Genomic DNA, 17,748 nt, shown 5'->3' with positions numbered 1-17,748 from the left:
AGCAGGCAGAAGCGTTAAATGAAATCAGCTAAAGCGAATCTGAATGAAGTTATTGACAGTTGATCGTCCCATATGGCCCACGAGTATAAGTGGTGCAATTGACAGATGGATTGCCGAGTGTGCGTGGCTGTCCCATCTTCAAAAGTTCCAACCCTAGATTAGTGGTCGCGGCGCTTTTTGCAGCTTCGGTCTGTTGCCTATTTATAGCCTGTTGCTGCGCTTGATAAACCCGCTCCTGTTGGAGGCGTCGCTCTTCCATGGCTTGCTGTTGGCTGTGCGCATCCTGCTTAGCTTCGTCCTGCTGACGTAGCTGTTGTTTTAAAGAAGCCATGCTTATTTTGAGATCGTCATTAATTTTTACTTGACCCTTTGCAAATGCGCCATAGTTAATCTTTCCTCCATAAAGGTCTGCGGCCAAGAAAAACATATCTGAGTAGGCTCTATCAATCAGAGCAACCCATTCTGGCCGCGCGCTTGTGAACCATTCATCGCCCAGCTGCTTACATTTTTTTTGTTCCTCAATCCATAGAGCTATTGCCTCTTTTTCTTTTTGATTAGGTACCTTGTAATTAGCCATCATTTCGAGTGTTGGACTACCTGAAAAAATTAGTTCGATTTTTCCATTAAGAATCTTTAACTCATCTTTAGATTTGATTCTGGCGTCACATTCCCTAACAGGATTAGTGGAATCTGCCAGAGCCTGTGATTGAGTACAGGCAAGAAAAAGAGTTGTCAAAAGGGCAGACATCAATTTCTTCATTTAAGCCTCCATTGTTGAGCCATATTCTTTGCTTTGTAGAATAATTTGTTTTAGTTCCACAATAAGCTTGGCAGCTTTTGCCAAGTGGGTGTCGTACTGGATAATCTGAGGCGGTATAAGAACAAGCTGAGGCATTGAATTTTTTTCGATGATACTGGAAAGTCGGCGCTGGCAGGACGGCAAGCAATGTCTAAGGGTAAGCCCAAAGGTAACCCCGGTGAAAATGAAAAACCCGCAAAGCTAGTAGCCATGCGGGTTTCATCGTTTTTACTGGCGGAGACGCAGGGATTCGAACCCTGGATCCGGGTTTTGCCCAGATGCGCCCTTAGCAGGGGCGTGCCTTCGACCACTCGGCCACGTCTCCAGAAGGATGACATACAAACTTATCATCCCACGCAAGGCCACGAAGTATATCCGAAGCCGTTACGCTTCCAAAGCTTTACGTGAAAGTTAAGGCTGTTAGTCGCTAGCTATTTATTCGGCGCGCCAGATCTGTCTGAATTTAAATGCTTATAAGCAGAACACTAAAACACCCGCGTGCTTGGCCGGTTTTTTTAAAGCAAGATCAGATTATCGCGGTGGATCAACTCTGCACTATCCATATAACCAAGCAGCGTTTCGATGTCTTGCGTGCCACGACCAGCAATACGACGTGCTTCCACGCTTGAATAATTGGCCAAGCCCCGGGCAACTTCACGGCCTTCGTGCGAGCGGCAGGCAACTACAGCACCGCGTCCAAACTCTCCCTCTACCGAGGTAACGCCTACGGGCAGGAGGCTCCGTCCACTCGTCAGTGCTTGTATCGCACCATCATCAAGAATAAGCGAACCCGCCAGCTGTAGATGATCAGCAAGCCATTGTTTGCGCGCCGCCAAAGGAGATTCCGTGGCATAAAGCAATGTACCAATCGCCTCACCTCGGCTAGCGGAAATTAAAGCATCTGGCGCATGCCCACTGACTATCAGTGTATGGGCACCACTTCGGGCTGCACGTTGCGCAGCGCGCACTTTGGTAATCATGCCGCCTCGACTGATAGACGATCCCGCCCCACCTGCCATGGCTTCAAAACGACGATCATCCGCCCGGCCATCGCTAACCAAGGTAGCAGTCGCATCACGCCGTGGGTCGGCCGTGTAGAGCCCATTTTGATCGGTAAGAATGATCAACGCATCCGCTTCGACAAGATTCGCCACCAGAGCACCCAGCGTGTCATTGTCGCCAAACTTTATTTCGTCTGTAACGACTGTATCGTTTTCATTGATGATCGGTATGGCGCCTAGGGCGAGCAGTGTATTCAGTGTTGATCGAGCGTTGAGATAGCGCACCCGATCTGCAAGGTCGGCATGCGTCAGCAAAATTTGCGCAACCTGTAGTCCGTGCTGCGCAAACGTGCTGTCATAGGCTTGGGCCAAACCCATCTGACCAACGGCTGCTGCGGCTTGCAAATCATGCATGGCATGTGGACGCACGACCCAACCCAAACGCTGCATGCCAGCCGCAATGGCACCAGAAGATACGAGTAAAACCTCGCGTCCCGCTGCGCGCAAAACGGCGATTTGGCGGGCGCAGTCGTTAATAAACTCCGACGACAAGCCTTTGCCATTGTTTGTTACCAGCGCGCTGCCGACTTTAACAACCAGGCGATGCGAGTTGGCTATCTGCTGTCTCATGTAAGCGCTGCCCTTCGAGATGGTCCATGACGGCAAAGCACACCTCTTTACAACCCAGGCCACTAATGCCGGAAATCACAAAATGGCGCGCCGGTTGATAGCTATCGACCAGTTTTTTGATGCGCGCTTCACGCTCATCTTCTGGCACCAGATCTATCTTGTTGATCAGTAACCAGCGTGGCTTATCAAATAATGATTGGTCGTACCGTCGAAGCTCTTCGAGAATCGCTTGGGCATCGTGTGCCGGGTCCGCCTCTGGATCAAAAGGTGCAAGGTCGACCAAATGTAATAGCAGGCGAGTCCGTTGCAAATGCTTAAGGAAACGGTGTCCTAAACCAGCCCCCTCAGCAGCGCCCTCAATCAACCCAGGAATATCTGCGATCACAAAGCTGCGTCGGTGGTCCACACGCACGACACCGAGGTTAGGGTACAGCGTCGTAAATGGATAATCAGCCACCTTCGGCTTGGCCGAAGATACTGCGCGAATGAATGTGGACTTGCCCGCATTAGGCAAACCCAGCAGACCCACATCAGCCAGCACCTTGAGCTCTAACTGCAGTTCATGCTGCTCCCCCGGCTGACCAGGGGTACATTGGCGTGGAGCGCGATTAATACTGGATTTAAAGTGCAGATTGCCCAGGCCACCATTGCCGCCCTTGGCGATCAGCACCCGCTTGTCATGCACATCGAGATCGGCCAAAACTTCTCCGGTAACACGATCAGTGATGATGGTGCCCACCGGCATGGACAGCACCATATCCTCACCACTTTTGCCATAACGATCAGCACCGTGGCCCTTCTCACCCTTTTGCGCGTGAAAAGACCGGGTATAGCGAAAGTCAATCAAGGTATTCAGATTTCTATCGGCAAGCGCCCAGACACTACCGCCGCGGCCACCATCGCCCCCGTCGGGGCCACCCATCGGAATGTATTTTTCGCGACGAAACGATGCCGCGCCGTTGCCACCGTCGCCAGCAAAAACATCAATTCGTGCTTCGTCAAAAAATTTCATGGGATAAAAAGCCAAAAGCCCTGTCGTTGCCTAGTGCAACGACAGGGCGTTCATTGCGCAACAAGCATTAAACAGCAGCAGGAATAATGCTGATGGTGCGCCGTTTTTTGAGGCCTTTAACCGCAAACAAAACGGTACCTTCAACCTTGGCAAACAACGTGTGATCCTTGCCCATACCGACATTATCACCGGGATGAAATTCGGTACCACGCTGGCGAACGATAATGTTACCAGCTGAAATTAACTGTCCACCGTAGCGCTTGACGCCCAGACGTTTCGATTCCGAGTCACGACCGTTACGCGAACTACCACCTGCTTTTTTATGTGCCATGTTTCAGCTCCTGAATCAGTAAGTTCAATCAGGCGGCGATGCCGCTGATCTCGATTTCCGTAAAGTTCTGGCGATGGCCCTGGTGTTTCTGGTAGTGCTTACGCCGACGCATCTTGAAAATTTTGACTTTAGGATGTCGGCCTTGCGCGATAACTTTTGCTGTAACCGTAGCGCCCGGCACGAGAGGGGAACCAATTTTCACTGATTCGCCTTCACCGACCATGAGCACTTGGTCAAGAGTAATTTCCGCGCCCACCTCAGCCGGTATCTGTTCTACTTTGATCTTTTCACCGGACACGACACGATACTGCTTGCCGCCGGTTTTTATGACCGCATACATGATGATGGACTCCAAATGGATAAAACAAAGAGGCGCGCAGTATACAGAGCTAACTATTTCAAGTCAATGTAATACATTATCAAATAAGGAAGGCTTTTATTGGACCTAGTCCTGACATAGCGAACTGGTCTACCTCGTCAATGCTGTAAAGCACAGATTATGCAATCTCATACTTCTTTTTGCGGTAGATCAAGCTAGCCCCAACCGGATTGAGTTTCAGCTTTTAATGGACGCCAAATCCCTTCAAATCGATCCCGTGACCGACCAAGTCATTCAGGGTGTGCTCGAAAGCACTCGAAGGAACTGCCATTCCAGATTGACAGCAAGAAATCATGGGCTGGTGTCGATAGTCTTGTACCATGTCATAGCCAGTTCCCCAGAAAATATTTTTAGTGTCGTGTCTTGTTCTTCCATTGATTCACCACGGCATATACGGAGGAAAGGAATTTTCTACAGTGTTGTGCCATGTTAGTTTCCCATGGTGTTAGGCCTTGTCGATGTTGGCATCATCGCCAACAGAAGTTCCTCTGCGCTGTGTAGTCTGATCAATTTTCCACGCTGATCAGACTATCCTTGACAGCCTGCTGCATCACTCCCACCCACTGGTCGGCCAGCACGTATTAATCCCCACATACCCGCGGAGTTAATGCGTGTTGATCCAAATTAGCTGACAAGCGATTAGAGAACCTGGAAGAAATGCAAGTAAAAATATCTTGCATATGAGAATGATTCGCTTATAGAATGAGAATGATTCTTATTCTATAAGCGATAGATTACCAGATGAAACCAATAAGATCTCACGGCAAGACACGAGCCTGCTTCAGTGAAACCAAAGCATGGCAGGTTCTAGCCACAACCGTCGTTCTGGTTTGAGCTATGCGAGCCCTGTCCCTGAATCATTTTTCAGAGTCATCGCCGCAGGACATTTCTCGTCTCGGTATGATTGTCGTGCTCGCGACGCACGCGCTCGTCGTGTTTGGTTTGTTGCGGATAAAAACGGTCAGCCTACCGACCGAACCTGCTGTACTCAGTGTTAGCCTGCTGTCACCGGCCGAAGCGGCCAAGCCAGAACCTGGGATCGTGCCACCGCACCCAAAACCCGTGGCACGTAAGCAGGTACCGATACAACAACCGGCCCAACTCGTAGTCCCCAGCGAAGCGCCCGTCGCAGCATCAGTCGCCGTTCCACCAGCGCAGACTTTTGTGGCATCCACTCCTCCGATTGATGCGCCACCAGCATCGATGCCGACTCAGCCGCGCTTCGATGCCGACTACCTTGACAACCCGAAGCCAACCTATCCGCCGCTCTCCCGTCGCGTTGGCGAACAGGGCCGCGTCGTGTTGCGCGTTCGGGTCGGTGCTGACGGCTTGGCGAACGACGTTCAACTTCACATCAGTAGCGGCTTCGCACGCCTCGACAACTCGGCACTGGAAACTGTGCAGCACTGGAAATTTGTACCGGCACGGCGCGGTAACGAAGCCATTGCCGCCACTGTTCTTATTCCAATTGTTTTTTCACTGAAAGGCTAACCATGGAAAACTCACTGGGCTTCGCCCACTTTCTCGTCAATAGCGATGGTATTGCACGATTCATCCTTGTGCTAATGGCGCTCATGTCAATGGGCACCTGGTACCTGATTGTCACAAAAGGCGTACGCCTCATCATCACCCAGCGCAAAAGCAATGCTTTTCTCAAGTCCTTCTGGAAAACAGATAGCCTCGCTACCATCGCCCATCAGCTACGCCAAACTGGCGTCACCGAGCCATTTTCACACTTGGTACATCACGCTTTCACCGCCATCGAGCAACACAAGGGCGCACGCGACGGCCAAAAGACCCGCGGATTAATCGACGCCGGTACACCCGACGAGTTTCTTACCCGATCGCTCAAGCGCGGGATCGCGCAAAACAAAGCGAATATGGAATACGGCCAGACTTTTATCGCCACCGTCGCCTCCTCGGCGCCCTTCGTCGGCCTGTTCGGCACCGTTTGGGGTATTTATCATGCATTACTGACAATCGGCATGAGTGGTCAGGGAACGCTTGATAAAGTCGCCGGTCCGGTCGGCGAGGCGCTGATCATGACCGCCATCGGCCTGGCCGTCGCCATTCCCGCTGCCGTTGCCTACAACGCCTTCGCCCGCGCCAACCGCAACACGCTGGCCGAACTCAACTCCTTCGCCCACGACCTGTTCACATTCCTCGTCACCGGCCTCAAGACTACACCCCACAGCGGCGATGTAGCAACCATGTCGGAACGCATTATTGCTCGCGTAGTGGCCAACACTGACGCGACTCACACACACGCCGCCGCGTAAGGAGAGACATATGACTTTCGGCTCCCTTTCCGAGAACGACGGCGACGAACCCCTCGTCGAGATCAACATGATTCCGCTAATCGACATCATGCTGGTGCTATTAGTGATCTTTATCATCACTGCACCGCTGTTGACGCATTCGGTCAAGATTGACCTGCCTAGAGCATCCTCCGCTCCAACTTTGACCAAACCCGATAATGTCCAAGTTGCCATTGACAGCGCCGGGCAAGTGTATTGGAACGGTGACGCAGTCACCGTTGATGCACTGACCAGCAAACTGCAGACCGCCGCGACGCTCACGCCACAACCAGAATTGCATTTGCGAGCAGAACGCACCACGCCCTATGAAAAAGTCGCCGCCGTTATGTCAACCTCGGCGCGCGCCGGGCTGACCCGCATCGGCTTCGTTACCGAGCCAAGCAATACCAATTAATCAACAACGCTACCCGCAAACAATTTCACCCCCCGGCAAGCCAGGCGATTTCTCCCGGCCAGCCACAACCCTCAGAGGAGTCGCAAGCATGTCATTCCACACCCGCATCAAACCCGTCGCCATTGCCGTCATCACCACCTTCGGTGCCGCCGGCCTGACCCACGCCGCCGACGCCACCCTGCCGCAGGTCAACGTCCAGGACCAGACTGAACGCGCCGACGGTCCCGTCGCCGGCTACTGCGCCACGCGCTCGGCCACCTTCACCAAGACTGACACACCACTCAAGGAAGTCCCTGCCTCGGTCAGCGTAGTTCCCGCCGAACTGATGAAGGACCAGGCCATGCAGAACCTGGCCGACGTCATCCGCTACGTCCCCGGGGCCACCGCCCACCAGGGCGAAGGCAACCGTGACCAGTTCATCCTGCGCGGCATCAGCACCTCGGCTGATCTCTACGTCGACGGCATTCGCGATGACGCGCAGGTATTTCGCGACCTCTACAACCTCGAGCGCGTCGAAGTGCTCAAGGGCACAGGCGGCATGATCTTCGGCCGCGGCGGCGCCGGCGGCGTGCTCAATCGCGTGACCAAGAAGCCGGTCTTCGGCCATGTCGGCGAAGCCTCGGTCAGCCTTGGCAGCCATAGCCAGTTGCGCGGCACGGTCGACCTCGGCGGCAAGATCAACGATACAGCCGCCTGGCGCCTGAATGCCATGGCCGAAAATGGCAACAGCTTCCGCCAGGGCTTCGACATGAAGCGCTACGCCGTAAACCCGACGGTGACCCTGGTACCCGGCGCCATGACCTCGCTCACCATCGGCTTCGAGCATCTGCGCGACGAGCGCACCGCAGACCGCGGAGTACCGTCCAAAAACGGCAAGCCGATCAATGGCGACCCTGGCACCTTCTTCGGAAACGCGGACCAGAGCGATGCGCGATCGATGGTAGATGGTCTCTACGCCATCCTCGACCACGATTTCGGCGGCGTGCAGCTAAAAAACAGCTTCCGCGTCACGCATTACGACAAGTTCTACCAGAACGTCTATGCCGACAATGCCAACACCAGCTCGGTCATCGCCAGCAACCTCAAGCTGGCGGCCTACAACAACGCCAACCAGCGCACCAACATCTTCAACCAGACCGACCTGACGACCAAGCTCAATGCCGGCGGCTTCGAACACATCCTGCTCGCCGGGCTCGAGCTGGGGCACCAGGACAGCACCAACAAGCGTAACACCGGCTTCTTCGGTGCATCGACCTTGACGACCGTGCCCACCAGCGCACCCTTCGCCACGGCGACCAGTTTCCGCCCGAACGGCACCGACGCCGACAACAACGTCAAGGCCGACATTGTCGCGCTGTACCTTCAGGACCAGATCGCGTTGTCCAAGGAATGGAAGCTGCTCGCCGGCCTGCGCTACGACCATTTCAAGACCACCTTCGACGACCGGCGGACGACGACGCCGGCGATTGACCTCGCCCGCACCGACAACGAGTTCAGCCCGCGTGCAGGCCTGATCTGGTCGCCCAACGCGGTGTCGACCTACTACGCGAGCTACAGCTATTCTTTCCTGCCCTCGGCAGAAGTCCTGAACCTGGCGGCGAATACCGCCGGCCTGGGTCCGGAAAAGGCGAGGAACTATGAGCTCGGCGCGCGCTGGGACCTGGCTGCCAACCTGACCCTCTCGACGGCACTCTTTCGCCTCGATCGCGACAACGTGCGCAATTCCGACGGCGCCGGTGGTCTGGTCCTGACCGGCCAGCAGCGGACCCAGGGCGTCGAAGTCGGGCTGCAGGGCGATATCACGCACAACTGGCAGGTCTATGCCGGCTACGCCAATCTCGACAGCCGCATTACCAAGGCCACCGCCGCTGCCGGCAACCTGGGCCACCGCCCCCAACTCGTGCCGCAGAACATGCTATCGGTGTGGAACCGCTTCAACGTCAGCAACGGCTGGGGCGCCGGCCTGGGCGTCATCTACCAGGGTTCGTCATTCACCAACGCCGACAACGTGGTCCAACTGCCCGCCTTCGCCCGTGCCGACGGCGCGATTTACTACGTCTTTGCCGACGGCAAGACGCGGCTCGCGCTGAACATCGAGAACCTGTTCGACAAGAAGTACTTCCCAACTGCCGACGGCAACAACAACATCAGCCCGGGCGCGCCACGCAGTGCCCGCCTGACGGTGAACACCAACTTCTGATACAGGCCTCGCAGCGCTGGCGAACTGCTGGCGCTCCTGCCAACTCCGGCGGCCGCGTCAGCCGCAGTGGAACGAGTGCGTGACTACCGGCTGCGCCCGGCTCAGCGACATCGGCCACCACTGCCTGGCCGCGCGCTGAGCATGCTCTGTCGCGCTCGGCGCCGTCCTGCCAGCGCCGACTTTTCCCGTCGATAGTCCGGACTCTGTCACTCCCACTCGATTATCAACCGAACCGTAGAACCCGTGTGGATACTGGGTTCCCGCCGGCGGGCACACAAGAATACCGTCAGCGATACCGTCATCAGATGAATGCTTAGTGTTCATGCGGGTTTCCGGGCGATCCTGAAAAAACAACCTTTTGCTTACTATTAACTACTATTGGCTCGCCTGTCAATTTTCGACAGACTCAATTGTTGCATGGCTCGACCGATCCAGATGACGGTATCGGCCAAAAACACCCCACTCCGATACCGCCAACACGCAAATAAATGCTGCAAGTACATGAGGATAGCTGAAGTCATAACTTCAAGCCCGGCAGCTTGAAAACAACCTCGATCCCAAACCGCTGGCAGACATCGAGTACCTTGCCAATTCGGGCTGTAGCCTTGCCCTGCTCCACCTGGTTCAAGAACGGAAGACTGACGTTACACAAACCAGCTGCATCTCGCTGCGTCAGGCCAGATTCCTTACGAAGCATCCTGAGTGTAGCGCCCAATTCATCGGCTGAATGGATCGTCACGATTCGCTCTTTCATGGGCATCATGATAAACGATCATTTATTCTTGGCCAAAAAAACTCACTCTTCCTGCCAATAATCAACGATCGTTGATCCATCCCCTCGGCAGTCATGGGCGCCGGCCTCGCAAGGTGTTCGCCAACATTGAAAGCACATCGGCAATTCGTCCCGCCGTTTCCGGTGGCGGCAATGGCACTTTGAGGCTTTGCGCTCCGGTGCTGGGGTCTCGCTCGATCCATGGATGCGCCGGAGCAGCGGGATTGTTGGCCGCACCGAGGGCGGAAACCAACTGAGCGCCAACCTGCACCAATGCCTGCCAAGGATATTTTGGCATTACCCCCGGCTGACGAGTATTGGTTCAGTCAGTCTGGACAGCGCAACACGCTGTGCTCCTGCTGCATCAAAGTTTTCAGGAGACAGCCCAGTCAGAAATGCCTCATTCAGGGCCGGCCACTCTTTTTCTATGGTGGCATACCAGGCCGTGTCGCGATTGCGACCCTTGGTGACCGCAGCCTGACGAAAGTTCGGGCGCCAGGCGCCATTCGATGCCATTGGCCTCCAGAAGAGTAAGCAAGCGCGCATTCTCTTTTTGCAGCGCTGCCAATGCATCCGATTCAGTCATTGGCTTCGCGCTGGCTCCTTCGCTCAACGGGTCTCACCGTCTGTTCGACGACCAAACGAACAATGAGGTCGGCAAACGGTTCGATGTTGCCATAAGTGCTGGCCTGCTCCAGCGCGGCCAGATATTCGCTTCGGCTCTCTACGGTAACGATGGTCCAGACATAGCCCCCCGTCACCAACAGATAATTCATTAGAAATCTGCCCAGACGTCCATTGCCGTCCATGTAGGGATGGATGAAGACGAAGAAAAAATGCCCCAGTACAGCACGAATACCGGCGTGCTCCTCGCTGGCGATCAATTCAAACAACACAGGCATGCAGTCACGCACCGCCGTCGGGGCCAGTGGAACATGCAAGGCATTGCGGATGAATACTTGGCTGTTACGATAGCCTGCAAGATCGGCGGGTTTGAGAATGCCGGCCGTAACGCTTGGTGAAAACAGCGCGAGATGCCACTGAGCAAAGTTTTTCTTCAGGAGTTCCCCGGGATGCAGACCACTGGTCAGCGCCTCCCGAATCAGTTGGATCACACGTTTGTGGGCCTCGAAATACCCTTTGGCCGCCATCGCATCCCGGGCAGTCTGATCCTGAGGACTTGCCAAAGGATTCCCGTCACCCTCCTTGACCCGTTGAATGAGTTCATCGGTGACGCGGTAGCCTTCAATCGAGAGGGAATGATAAGCGTCCGCTGCGTACCGTGCCTCGATGTCCTGAATGAGTCGCTGGACATCGGCAAATTCGTGGCGCATCACCGCATCGAATCGGGCGATGACCGTTTCGCGCATGCTCATCCACATCGCCCGGATACGCTGCACGTAGGGGGATTCGTTACGGTTTCCCTCGATCTCGACCGGTTGCTCGCCAAATGGATTCTTCGGGAAAACCTTGTAGTCCGCCGCCCGCATTGCAGCCACCAGTTGTTGGGCGTCATCCGCCCTGCCAACAGCCATCAGGCCGCCCGCCAAGCGACCGGCTACGACGCTGTTTCCACCTTCGAGCAACAAGCGCGTGAGCACGGTGACATCCAGACACCGAAAAACGATCCGCGCCGCCAGAGGGTGCCGAGTGCAAAAACCCGGCCCAGCCTTGATCAGGGCTTCTTCGAGCGGCAGCAAACGCAGTCCATTTTCAGTCTCATTGGTTGACTGCGACAGAGCATCCGCCTGCACACGATAGAGGAAAACGGAACAGCCATGCGGTAGATTGACAACCTGATTGTTGGCTTGCGGCGCATGGAGTTGAATCTGTTTGCTTACCCCGGTGTCCCCGCTGTGCTTGAGCAGCGACAACTCTGGCGTAACCTGCCATTGCGCCCCGAATCTGGCATTGGCGTAAGCTGCAACAAAGGATTCCATGTGGGCGTACCACGTCGTGGAATCGCCGGCATCCTCTGTCGGATTACTTGAGAGGTACCAACCTCCAATGACATGTCGCAGGAAACCGGCTCTGACCAGCCGTTCGCGATGCGTCCGGGTCAGCTCGGGATGAGCCGCCACTTCGATGGCGAAGATGCCGCGATCCTGAATGTTCTTCAGGACGTTGAGAGAAGCCGCCAGCTTTTCGTTGGGAGTAGCCATTGATTTAAAAACTGGCAGATATTACCTGCCGTTCAACTAGAATAGTGTTTCATTGTAGCTCTACTATTACGATACATCAATTCTCTAGTCTTCCGTTTTGAAATCCACATGTTTTGACGAGCGAAACAGATGCCACCGGCGGTGGTTCCTGACGACTACCCTTACACTGATACCGTCAGCCCGAAAATTTGGTTGACGGTATCAGCTTTGGCGCTTGTTGACCTTTCCTCAATACCGTCACGGATACCGTCAGCAGAAGAACGCTGGGCCGGAATTTCCTTAAAAATCAATCGACGCATTTCTCGTTGATGATTGATTTTTCGACGGTTTTCAATAGTCCTTAATAAACGTCAATAGTCCCTGTCACTCCCACTCAATTATCAACCGAACCGTAGAACCCGCGTGGATACTGGGTTCCCGCCGGCAAGCACACAAGAATACCGTCAGCGATACCGTCATCAGATGAATGCTTAGTGTTCATGCGGGTTTCCGGGCGATCCTAAAAAAACAACCTTTTGCTTACTATTAACTACTATTGGCTCGTCTGTCAATTTTCAGCAGGCCGAATGCTACGCGACTCTGTTGATCCCGATGACGGTATCAGCCCAGAACATGCCCTTCTGATACCGTCAACCGCCACTCTTTGCTACGCTACTACAACAAGTTGTCGACTTTGGTTGTTACCGCAGCCGAGGCTGACCTGCGTATCGCCAACCTAGAGATTCCCTTCCAGTACACGGCGCTGACGTTCCAAATACACGTCCTGGTCAATGAGACCGCTTTCCTTGAGTCGCTTCAAATCTCGTAGTTGATCTTCCGTGCCTTTGGGACTCGCAGATGCAGACGCGGATGCAACGGAGCCCACCGGAATTTGTGCATTCCCTGCAGGTTGCGTGTCGGCGCCGGGAGAAGGCTTGGGAGTCTCCAACTTGGAAAACACTCCCATGATCACCTGAATGAAAGCCGGATACTCGTAGGCCGATCCGTTATTGTGGTCGATGATGGCGCCGATCCCGCCACCGAGGATAATGTTGCCGAACATCGATCCCTTCGTCTCAGACACAACCGCCGCTCGCCCTGGCTCGATACCATCCTTGGTGCAAAGCACTTGGAGATCATCATTGGAACGGTGGATTCCAACCGATCCGGGTGTCGTTACAAACCACTTCCCTTTATTGTTGGTAAGCTCGCAATTCGCCCCCTTTACTTCTGTGCCCGACTGTTCGCGAGCTTGAACCGACACATTTTGATTCGGTGAGCCAGTAACGGAAGCGCAACCGCTTGAAAGCAAGCTGACAGCCACCACGAATGACAAGCAAACCCATGACGAGGGCGCCTTTGGAAATTGGGTCTGGCCGCGTTGAGCATTGGTGGTGATTTGCATCTGGATTCTCCTTGGTTATGCTCCGATCAAGTGTCGGAGATGAACCCAGCATAGAATGCACAAAGCTCACCACGTGAGCCTCACCAAATAGACGCTAAATCACGCGAGTTGTTTTTTCCCCTCCTCGACTAGAGAACCGAACTCGGGAATCCAGCTTCTCGATATCAATCTTTGCCGGCTTCCCGTTGTAACCATCCTGCTTAAGAGCCGCCAGATCGCTTTGTAGTGTGCTTTCAGTCGTCTCCAGGAACCAACATTTCTCGTTGGCTTCCCATCGATAGCCCCGCGCTTTGAGACGGTCCTTGTTATCGAATGGACTGTTCCTGGCCCACACCCGATAACTGGGATTTTGCTGCCCAGAAAGCAGGTGCTTTAAGCCAGTGATGCCACTGACTGGCAGGGGAAACTGAAGAACTTCCAACAAAGCCAGGCAGTCGGCCTCGGCGCGATGGGCTTCGTGGAAAAATCCCATGCAGTTGAGTATGTAGTCCAGCTTGGCTGAACCATAACCTTCTTCCGCCCAAGGAACATCTTTCAGTGAGCACCCCCAGGGCACCGACTGGAATATGGGAAGCCGCTTCTCCAAGAACTGACGATCAAACTGAGCGTTATGCGCGATAACAAGGGACGCCCCAAAAAGCATTTCCTCCACCTTCTGGTCATCGATTCGCCTACCGGCGACCATCTCGTCAGTGATGCCATGGATCCTTGTCGTGTCAGGAGGAATAGGTACAGATGGCTGTTCCAGCGCATCGTAGACTTCAACCACCCGGATCGCCTTGCCTGTCGACGGATCAAAGTCGAACGCAACCATGCCCAGTTCGATAACTTCGTGCGCAGATGGATCTGTCCCTGTCGTTTCTGTGTCGAGAATAATTGCTCTCGATGCTGCCCCACTTGAATTCTCACCAAATACCTGCCGTGGAGACAGCCGGCGTAATACCCGATAGTCGGGATGCGCTTCAACTTGCCTTGCCAGCAGCTCAATTTCTGAAACTTCCATATTCACCGCTCCCTTTTTCTTTCGTTCTTCCGACGCCCATATTTTCCGGGTGAATCGAGTGCTCGATTGGCCGTCAGATTGACCCCTCTTTCGTCACTATGACAGACCCAAAGCTCACTACGCGAGCTTGAGCGTGCTGATTGCCATCTCACGCAGCCCTACGATCCTGCTACCGATGCCGTATTTCATTCCACTCGAAATACGAACTTGGAGGATGCATTTCAACCGCACCCCATTTCGTGGTGACGCTACGATGAATTCATGACTCCGAAGGAACATTAAATGCATACCGCACCCCATGAAGATAGCCTCGCCCTTCTCACTCGCCGTCACAGCGGACTGTTGCTCCCACTATCTGCCGCGGCGCAAGAAATCGGCATCAATCTCAGGACCGCCCACAATCAGATCAGCAAGGGCGTCTTTCCAATTCCGACTGTTCTTCGGGACCGGCGTCGGTATGTTCATATCACCGACTTGGCATCCTATCTTGATCGCCTTCGCCAGCGAATGATGGAGAAGAACCCGCTCTCCAAGAGAGTGGCACGGACAAATGGGCGTGCGGAAAAGTTGGAGATTCAAAACAACCATACCTGACCGTACATCCCGATGCGCTCGTAATTCACCTACGGCCGCTGGATATCTGCAACATTCCAATATACTAATGACAAACAACAGGAGGAGCCATGGTCATTCTCGAATCGTGCCCATTTTGCGGAAGTCAGCATGTGGGATCCAGCGAAGTAGATATCAACGGATGGATGGTTGAGTGCATGGACTGTCATGCGACCGGGCCTATCGGTCGAACAGAGACTTTATCTGTTACTGCATGGAATAGGCGCCATCTACAGGCACCTATCCATTCGCAATCCGTTGCGACCGCCGCCTGATACCTCCCGAGAAAAATCAGGAAAGCTTGGCCAGACGTTCCGCTACTGACGGATCGAATTCCTTCCGGGTCAGCAGTTCTCCAATCGTCGATTGTCGGGACTTGATTGCATCGGCGACGAACCCTCGTCGCTCTTCAATGACGGGCAGCACTTTCTCTCTCAGAAAATCTCGCTCGACCGGCAACAGCCGTTCGTCTCCGATGATTCTGGAGATGGCTTCCGGCAAGTCCGCACTCATCCGCGACAAGATGCCACGAACCAGCCTTGGCGCCACGCCGGCCTCATAGGCCATCGCATCCCAATGCGGCCCCTCCACCCAGCCGGGCTTGTTCTCACCGGCGATGGCCATGGACATGGTCTGCCTTGGCAGGTAGGCCTCCACGCAGAGCATGTCGTAAAACGGGGCCACAGCAGCTTTCTGTCCCCGCATCAGGAAAGCAATGTTCTTGGCGTGCGCGTCCAGGTTGCCGATCAGATAGTTAAAGGCGACCCACTGGACAACTGCATTGGCAGCCACGATTGGACGATCGATGAACGTGCCTCGAAGAACCCCAAACAAGTGATGCAACCCCAAGCCGCCCTCACTCTCGTATTTCTTTGAAGGTGCCACACCCAGCGCCTGGCATAGGTCTATCTGATGGAGCCGCCCGAACGTCGTCCCAGCAACCTTCTCCGCGCTCTGTTCCAATGGCACCCGGTCAAATCGTTCGATGACATATAGTGGCTCAGGGAGATGCAGCAAACCAACCGCAGGCACCGGAACCTTCAGCTCATGGGCCAGGCGCATGCAGAAAAATTCGTTGGCCGGGCAGTGAGGGAAGTCCGCGCTGGCGTTCTCTGGTTTGACGATATGGGTCGATGGCGCCGAACCTTCAGGCAGGAACATCGCACCATGGGCGTCGATACGCAGCCCCAGTTTTTCCTGGGCACCAGCCAGAGACATGCGGATTTCTTCCCATGACGCCATCAGAGGGAGATTGCGCGCTCTGGATGCCTCAATCTTTTCCTGTAGTGCCTCTCTCGCGAGTGGGACCAAAATCTCCTCTGGCGCCACATCAAACCCTTCGGGGATCAGCGAAAGAGCTCCCGCAGTGTCCTGTCCGTGTCGAATCAGAAGCGCCCAGGTGTCTCGGGGATCGATTCTGTCCCGGAAGGCGATCAGGTCTCGCAGTCGGCCTTCGGGCAACAGGTTCTCGAAGAACCATTCAACCGGCTTGGCGTCTGTAGTGTCTTCAAATTTTCGGGTGGCAATCGGAAAATTGGGCGATAACGCATAATCCTTCCACTCGGTCGCGTAGCTGAACTTCCACCGCCCATTTTCGATTTCTATGGTTCCGACCGGGGTACCGTTGGCCGAGACAATCAAAGCGCTCATGTCGTTTCACCCGGCAATCTCAACCTGACGTCAATACCGAACCGGCTGCAGACGGACAGTACTTTTCCGATCTGGGCTGTCGGTTTCCCTTGCTCCAGACCGTTAAGAAATGGCAAACTGACGTTGCATAGCGCAGCGGCATCGCGTTGAGTCAGTCCAGATTCCTTGCGGACAGCCCGAAGAATCTCCCCAAGCTCGACGACAGAGGAGATACCAACTTCCCTGTTTGCCATAGCCCCTCCGATAATGATAAACGATCGTTGAATTTTGCCTTGTATTAGCCCTCAATGCAAGGAAAACTAACCGATCGTTGATTGTTGCTGCTGGATCTGGCTTAGTGACGGTACAACCCTGACCGCTTACTTCTTTTTGGCTTGGGCGGCAACTTCCTGTTTGAAGGTGGCGCCCGCAGAGAACTTCGGTACCGTCGTTGCTGCGATCTTGAGTTTCTCGCCGGTTTTCGGGTTCTTGCCTTCGCGAGCCGCGCGAGCTGCCGACTTGAAGGTACCAAAGCCCACCAGAGTCACCGAATCCCCCTTGGCGACAGCGGTCACAATTTCTTCGACCAGAACATCCACGGCACGACCAGCGGCAGCCTTAGACAGATCAGCTTTGGTGGCCAGCGCTTCGATCAGCTCGGATTTGTTCATCGTGTTACTCCCTGTTGGTGATTAATGAAAGTTGCATTTTCTCATCTTTGACGTGGTGCCTCACGCGAAAGTGCTCGTGATGCCGCGTCGAGGTCAATCCCCTCGGTCGGCGGCTGCCCGTTACGGCACAGATTGAGTTCGTAGCGGATGGCAAACGGAATACGCTTCCCATCCTGAGTCGGTACCGCATCTTGCATCAAGGTCGCCTCCAAGCGAGCACAACCCGCTTCAGCAAATTTCGACAACGTTCTGACTTGAACCTTCACGGGGTTGGAGGAACGAGTCTGTGCCTTGAAAAAATCAGCCATTGGCCCGCTCAGATCCCCGCCGGACCGACCATTGGGCGCATCGATTGCAGCAATCAAATGCTGCTTAAGATCGGCAGCAAGGATATCCTTGCTTCCCAGCAAAGCAAAAAAACAGAGCGCCATCGTAAGTACGTTCGGAGGTC

General features: G+C 54.5%; 23 protein-coding genes and 1 tRNA gene. 6 read left to right on the top strand and 18 right to left on the bottom strand.

Translation table 11 applies throughout. The features are described from left to right. Positions 1-49 precede the first annotated feature (49 nt). The 6 genes from PG1C_RS05435 to rplU all read right to left on the bottom strand — a co-directional run bounded on the left by PG1C_RS05435 (position 50) and on the right by rplU (position 4,113). Positions 50-760 (bottom strand): hypothetical protein, encoded by a 711-nt coding sequence (locus PG1C_RS05435; protein WP_202636383.1) that lies wholly within the window; start codon positions 758-760, stop codon positions 50-52. Positions 761-1,031: 271 nt separating this feature from the next. Further along, positions 1,032-1,124 (bottom strand) — tRNA-Ser (locus tag PG1C_RS05430). Positions 1,125-1,314: 190 nt separating this feature from the next. Continuing rightward, positions 1,315-2,430 (bottom strand): glutamate 5-kinase, encoded by a 1,116-nt coding sequence (proB, locus tag PG1C_RS05425; RefSeq protein WP_202636382.1) that lies wholly within the window; start codon positions 2,428-2,430, stop codon positions 1,315-1,317. Further along, positions 2,390-3,442, bottom strand: coding sequence for an Obg family GTPase CgtA (gene cgtA, locus PG1C_RS05420; protein ID WP_202636381.1), 1,053 nt, complete (start codon positions 3,440-3,442; stop codon positions 2,390-2,392). The genes proB and cgtA overlap by 41 nt, the downstream gene beginning before the upstream one ends. Positions 3,443-3,509: 67 nt before the next feature. Then, a complete protein-coding gene (gene rpmA / locus PG1C_RS05415; protein WP_202636380.1) occupies positions 3,510-3,773 on the bottom strand; it encodes a 50S ribosomal protein L27 in 264 nt (87 codons plus the stop codon). Between the two features lie 28 nt (positions 3,774-3,801). Further along, positions 3,802-4,113: a 50S ribosomal protein L21 gene (gene rplU, locus PG1C_RS05410; protein WP_202636379.1), complete on the bottom strand. Its 312-nt coding sequence runs from the start codon at positions 4,111-4,113 to the stop codon at positions 3,802-3,804. 876 nt (positions 4,114-4,989) lie between these two features. Between rplU and PG1C_RS05405 the strand changes: the two genes are divergently transcribed. The 4 genes from PG1C_RS05405 to PG1C_RS05390 all read left to right on the top strand — a co-directional run bounded on the left by PG1C_RS05405 (position 4,990) and on the right by PG1C_RS05390 (position 9,064). Further along, positions 4,990-5,643, top strand: a complete 654-nt coding sequence (locus PG1C_RS05405) for an energy transducer TonB (RefSeq protein WP_202636378.1) — start codon at positions 4,990-4,992, stop codon at positions 5,641-5,643. Positions 5,644-5,645: 2 nt separating this feature from the next. After that, positions 5,646-6,431: a MotA/TolQ/ExbB proton channel family protein gene (locus PG1C_RS05400; protein WP_202636377.1), complete on the top strand. Its 786-nt coding sequence runs from the start codon at positions 5,646-5,648 to the stop codon at positions 6,429-6,431. 10 nt (positions 6,432-6,441) lie between these two features. Further along, entirely contained in the window at positions 6,442-6,864 is a 423-nt protein-coding gene (locus PG1C_RS05395) for an ExbD/TolR family protein (protein ID WP_202636376.1), read from the top strand. 88 nt (positions 6,865-6,952) lie between these two features. Then, on the top strand, positions 6,953-9,064 hold the full coding sequence (locus PG1C_RS05390) for a TonB-dependent receptor (RefSeq protein ID WP_202636375.1): 2,112 nt from the start codon (positions 6,953-6,955) through the stop codon (positions 9,062-9,064). Positions 9,065-9,121: 57 nt separating this feature from the next. On the opposite strand, the gene PG1C_RS05385 is transcribed toward PG1C_RS05390, so the two are convergent. The 8 genes from PG1C_RS05385 to PG1C_RS05350 all read right to left on the bottom strand — a co-directional run bounded on the left by PG1C_RS05385 (position 9,122) and on the right by PG1C_RS05350 (position 14,391). Next, a complete protein-coding gene (locus PG1C_RS05385) occupies positions 9,122-9,388 on the bottom strand; it encodes a hypothetical protein (protein WP_202636374.1) in 267 nt (88 codons plus the stop codon). A 193-nt stretch (positions 9,389-9,581) separates the two neighbouring features. Continuing rightward, complete coding sequence (locus PG1C_RS05380; protein WP_237218298.1) at positions 9,582-9,827, bottom strand: helix-turn-helix domain-containing protein; 246 nt, start codon at positions 9,825-9,827, stop codon at positions 9,582-9,584. Between the two features lie 82 nt (positions 9,828-9,909). Then, positions 9,910-10,134 (bottom strand): hypothetical protein, encoded by a 225-nt coding sequence (locus PG1C_RS05375; protein WP_202636373.1) that lies wholly within the window; start codon positions 10,132-10,134, stop codon positions 9,910-9,912. Continuing rightward, positions 10,134-10,352: a hypothetical protein gene (locus tag PG1C_RS05370; protein ID WP_202636372.1), complete on the bottom strand. Its 219-nt coding sequence runs from the start codon at positions 10,350-10,352 to the stop codon at positions 10,134-10,136. The genes PG1C_RS05375 and PG1C_RS05370 overlap by 1 nt, the downstream gene beginning before the upstream one ends. Before the next feature lie 62 nt (positions 10,353-10,414). After that, entirely contained in the window at positions 10,415-11,998 is a 1,584-nt protein-coding gene (locus tag PG1C_RS05365; protein WP_202636371.1) for a Fic family protein, read from the bottom strand. Positions 11,999-12,159: 161 nt separating this feature from the next. Next, positions 12,160-12,297 (bottom strand): hypothetical protein, encoded by a 138-nt coding sequence (locus PG1C_RS05360; protein WP_202636370.1) that lies wholly within the window; start codon positions 12,295-12,297, stop codon positions 12,160-12,162. Between the two features lie 416 nt (positions 12,298-12,713). Continuing rightward, positions 12,714-13,382 carry an SHOCT domain-containing protein gene (locus tag PG1C_RS05355; protein ID WP_202636369.1) on the bottom strand — a complete coding sequence of 223 codons (669 nt, stop codon included), beginning with the start codon at positions 13,380-13,382 and terminating at the stop codon, positions 12,714-12,716. Positions 13,383-13,476: 94 nt separating this feature from the next. Then, positions 13,477-14,391: a 3'-5' exonuclease gene (locus tag PG1C_RS05350; protein WP_284431795.1), complete on the bottom strand. Its 915-nt coding sequence runs from the start codon at positions 14,389-14,391 to the stop codon at positions 13,477-13,479. 276 nt (positions 14,392-14,667) lie between these two features. Between PG1C_RS05350 and PG1C_RS05345 the strand changes: the two genes are divergently transcribed. Next, complete coding sequence (locus PG1C_RS05345) at positions 14,668-14,979, top strand: hypothetical protein (protein ID WP_202636367.1); 312 nt, start codon at positions 14,668-14,670, stop codon at positions 14,977-14,979. Between the two features lie 89 nt (positions 14,980-15,068). After that, positions 15,069-15,272 carry a Lar family restriction alleviation protein gene (locus tag PG1C_RS14990; protein WP_202636366.1) on the top strand — a complete coding sequence of 68 codons (204 nt, stop codon included), beginning with the start codon at positions 15,069-15,071 and terminating at the stop codon, positions 15,270-15,272. A 16-nt stretch (positions 15,273-15,288) separates the two neighbouring features. On the opposite strand, the gene PG1C_RS05335 is transcribed toward PG1C_RS14990, so the two are convergent. The 4 genes from PG1C_RS05335 to PG1C_RS05320 all read right to left on the bottom strand — a co-directional run bounded on the left by PG1C_RS05335 (position 15,289) and on the right by PG1C_RS05320 (position 17,728). Further along, on the bottom strand, positions 15,289-16,647 hold the full coding sequence (locus PG1C_RS05335; protein ID WP_202636365.1) for a HipA domain-containing protein: 1,359 nt from the start codon (positions 16,645-16,647) through the stop codon (positions 15,289-15,291). Further along, on the bottom strand, positions 16,644-16,880 hold the full coding sequence (locus PG1C_RS05330; RefSeq protein WP_202636364.1) for a helix-turn-helix domain-containing protein: 237 nt from the start codon (positions 16,878-16,880) through the stop codon (positions 16,644-16,646). Before PG1C_RS05330 ends, PG1C_RS05335 begins: the two co-directional genes overlap by 4 nt. 126 nt (positions 16,881-17,006) lie before the next feature. After that, entirely contained in the window at positions 17,007-17,297 is a 291-nt protein-coding gene (locus tag PG1C_RS05325) for an HU family DNA-binding protein (RefSeq protein ID WP_202636363.1), read from the bottom strand. Between the two features lie 41 nt (positions 17,298-17,338). Further along, positions 17,339-17,728 carry a hypothetical protein gene (locus PG1C_RS05320; protein WP_202636362.1) on the bottom strand — a complete coding sequence of 130 codons (390 nt, stop codon included), beginning with the start codon at positions 17,726-17,728 and terminating at the stop codon, positions 17,339-17,341. Positions 17,729-17,748: the final 20 nt, after the last annotated feature.

The sequence above is a fragment of the Rugosibacter aromaticivorans genome (assembly GCF_000934545.1).
GTDB classification, from domain to species: Bacteria; Pseudomonadota; Gammaproteobacteria; order Burkholderiales; family Rhodocyclaceae; genus Rugosibacter; species Rugosibacter aromaticivorans.
The sequence above is the reverse complement of the archived record's forward strand: the minus strand, read 5'-3'. Positions and strand labels throughout refer to the sequence as shown.

Bases quoted from the DNA above. Each gene is read 5' to 3' on its own strand.
- PG1C_RS05435 (WP_202636383.1), bottom strand. From the start codon at position 760: ATGAAGAAATTGATGTCTGCCCTTTTGACAACTCTTTTTCTTGCCTGT.
- proB (WP_202636382.1), bottom strand. From the start codon at position 2,430: ATGAGACAGCAGATAGCCAACTCGCATCGCCTGGTTGTTAAAGTCGGC.
- cgtA (WP_202636381.1), bottom strand. From the start codon at position 3,442: ATGAAATTTTTTGACGAAGCACGAATTGATGTTTTTGCTGGCGACGGT.
- rpmA (WP_202636380.1), bottom strand. From the start codon at position 3,773: ATGGCACATAAAAAAGCAGGTGGTAGTTCGCGTAACGGTCGTGACTCG.
- rplU (WP_202636379.1), bottom strand. From the start codon at position 4,113: ATGTATGCGGTCATAAAAACCGGCGGCAAGCAGTATCGTGTCGTGTCC.
- PG1C_RS05405 (WP_202636378.1), top strand. From the start codon at position 4,990: ATGCGAGCCCTGTCCCTGAATCATTTTTCAGAGTCATCGCCGCAGGAC.
- PG1C_RS05400 (WP_202636377.1), top strand. From the start codon at position 5,646: ATGGAAAACTCACTGGGCTTCGCCCACTTTCTCGTCAATAGCGATGGT.
- PG1C_RS05395 (WP_202636376.1), top strand. From the start codon at position 6,442: ATGACTTTCGGCTCCCTTTCCGAGAACGACGGCGACGAACCCCTCGTC.
- PG1C_RS05390 (WP_202636375.1), top strand. From the start codon at position 6,953: ATGTCATTCCACACCCGCATCAAACCCGTCGCCATTGCCGTCATCACC.
- PG1C_RS05385 (WP_202636374.1), bottom strand. From the start codon at position 9,388: ATGAACACTAAGCATTCATCTGATGACGGTATCGCTGACGGTATTCTT.
- PG1C_RS05380 (WP_237218298.1), bottom strand. From the start codon at position 9,827: ATGATGCCCATGAAAGAGCGAATCGTGACGATCCATTCAGCCGATGAA.
- PG1C_RS05375 (WP_202636373.1), bottom strand. From the start codon at position 10,134: ATGCCAAAATATCCTTGGCAGGCATTGGTGCAGGTTGGCGCTCAGTTG.
- PG1C_RS05370 (WP_202636372.1), bottom strand. From the start codon at position 10,352: ATGGCATCGAATGGCGCCTGGCGCCCGAACTTTCGTCAGGCTGCGGTC.
- PG1C_RS05365 (WP_202636371.1), bottom strand. From the start codon at position 11,998: ATGGCTACTCCCAACGAAAAGCTGGCGGCTTCTCTCAACGTCCTGAAG.
- PG1C_RS05360 (WP_202636370.1), bottom strand. From the start codon at position 12,297: ATGCGTCGATTGATTTTTAAGGAAATTCCGGCCCAGCGTTCTTCTGCT.
- PG1C_RS05355 (WP_202636369.1), bottom strand. From the start codon at position 13,382: ATGCAAATCACCACCAATGCTCAACGCGGCCAGACCCAATTTCCAAAG.
- PG1C_RS05345 (WP_202636367.1), top strand. From the start codon at position 14,668: ATGCATACCGCACCCCATGAAGATAGCCTCGCCCTTCTCACTCGCCGT.
- PG1C_RS14990 (WP_202636366.1), top strand. From the start codon at position 15,069: ATGGTCATTCTCGAATCGTGCCCATTTTGCGGAAGTCAGCATGTGGGA.
- PG1C_RS05335 (WP_202636365.1), bottom strand. From the start codon at position 16,647: ATGAGCGCTTTGATTGTCTCGGCCAACGGTACCCCGGTCGGAACCATA.
- PG1C_RS05330 (WP_202636364.1), bottom strand. From the start codon at position 16,880: ATGGCAAACAGGGAAGTTGGTATCTCCTCTGTCGTCGAGCTTGGGGAG.
- PG1C_RS05325 (WP_202636363.1), bottom strand. From the start codon at position 17,297: ATGAACAAATCCGAGCTGATCGAAGCGCTGGCCACCAAAGCTGATCTG.
- PG1C_RS05320 (WP_202636362.1), bottom strand. From the start codon at position 17,728: ATGGCGCTCTGTTTTTTTGCTTTGCTGGGAAGCAAGGATATCCTTGCT.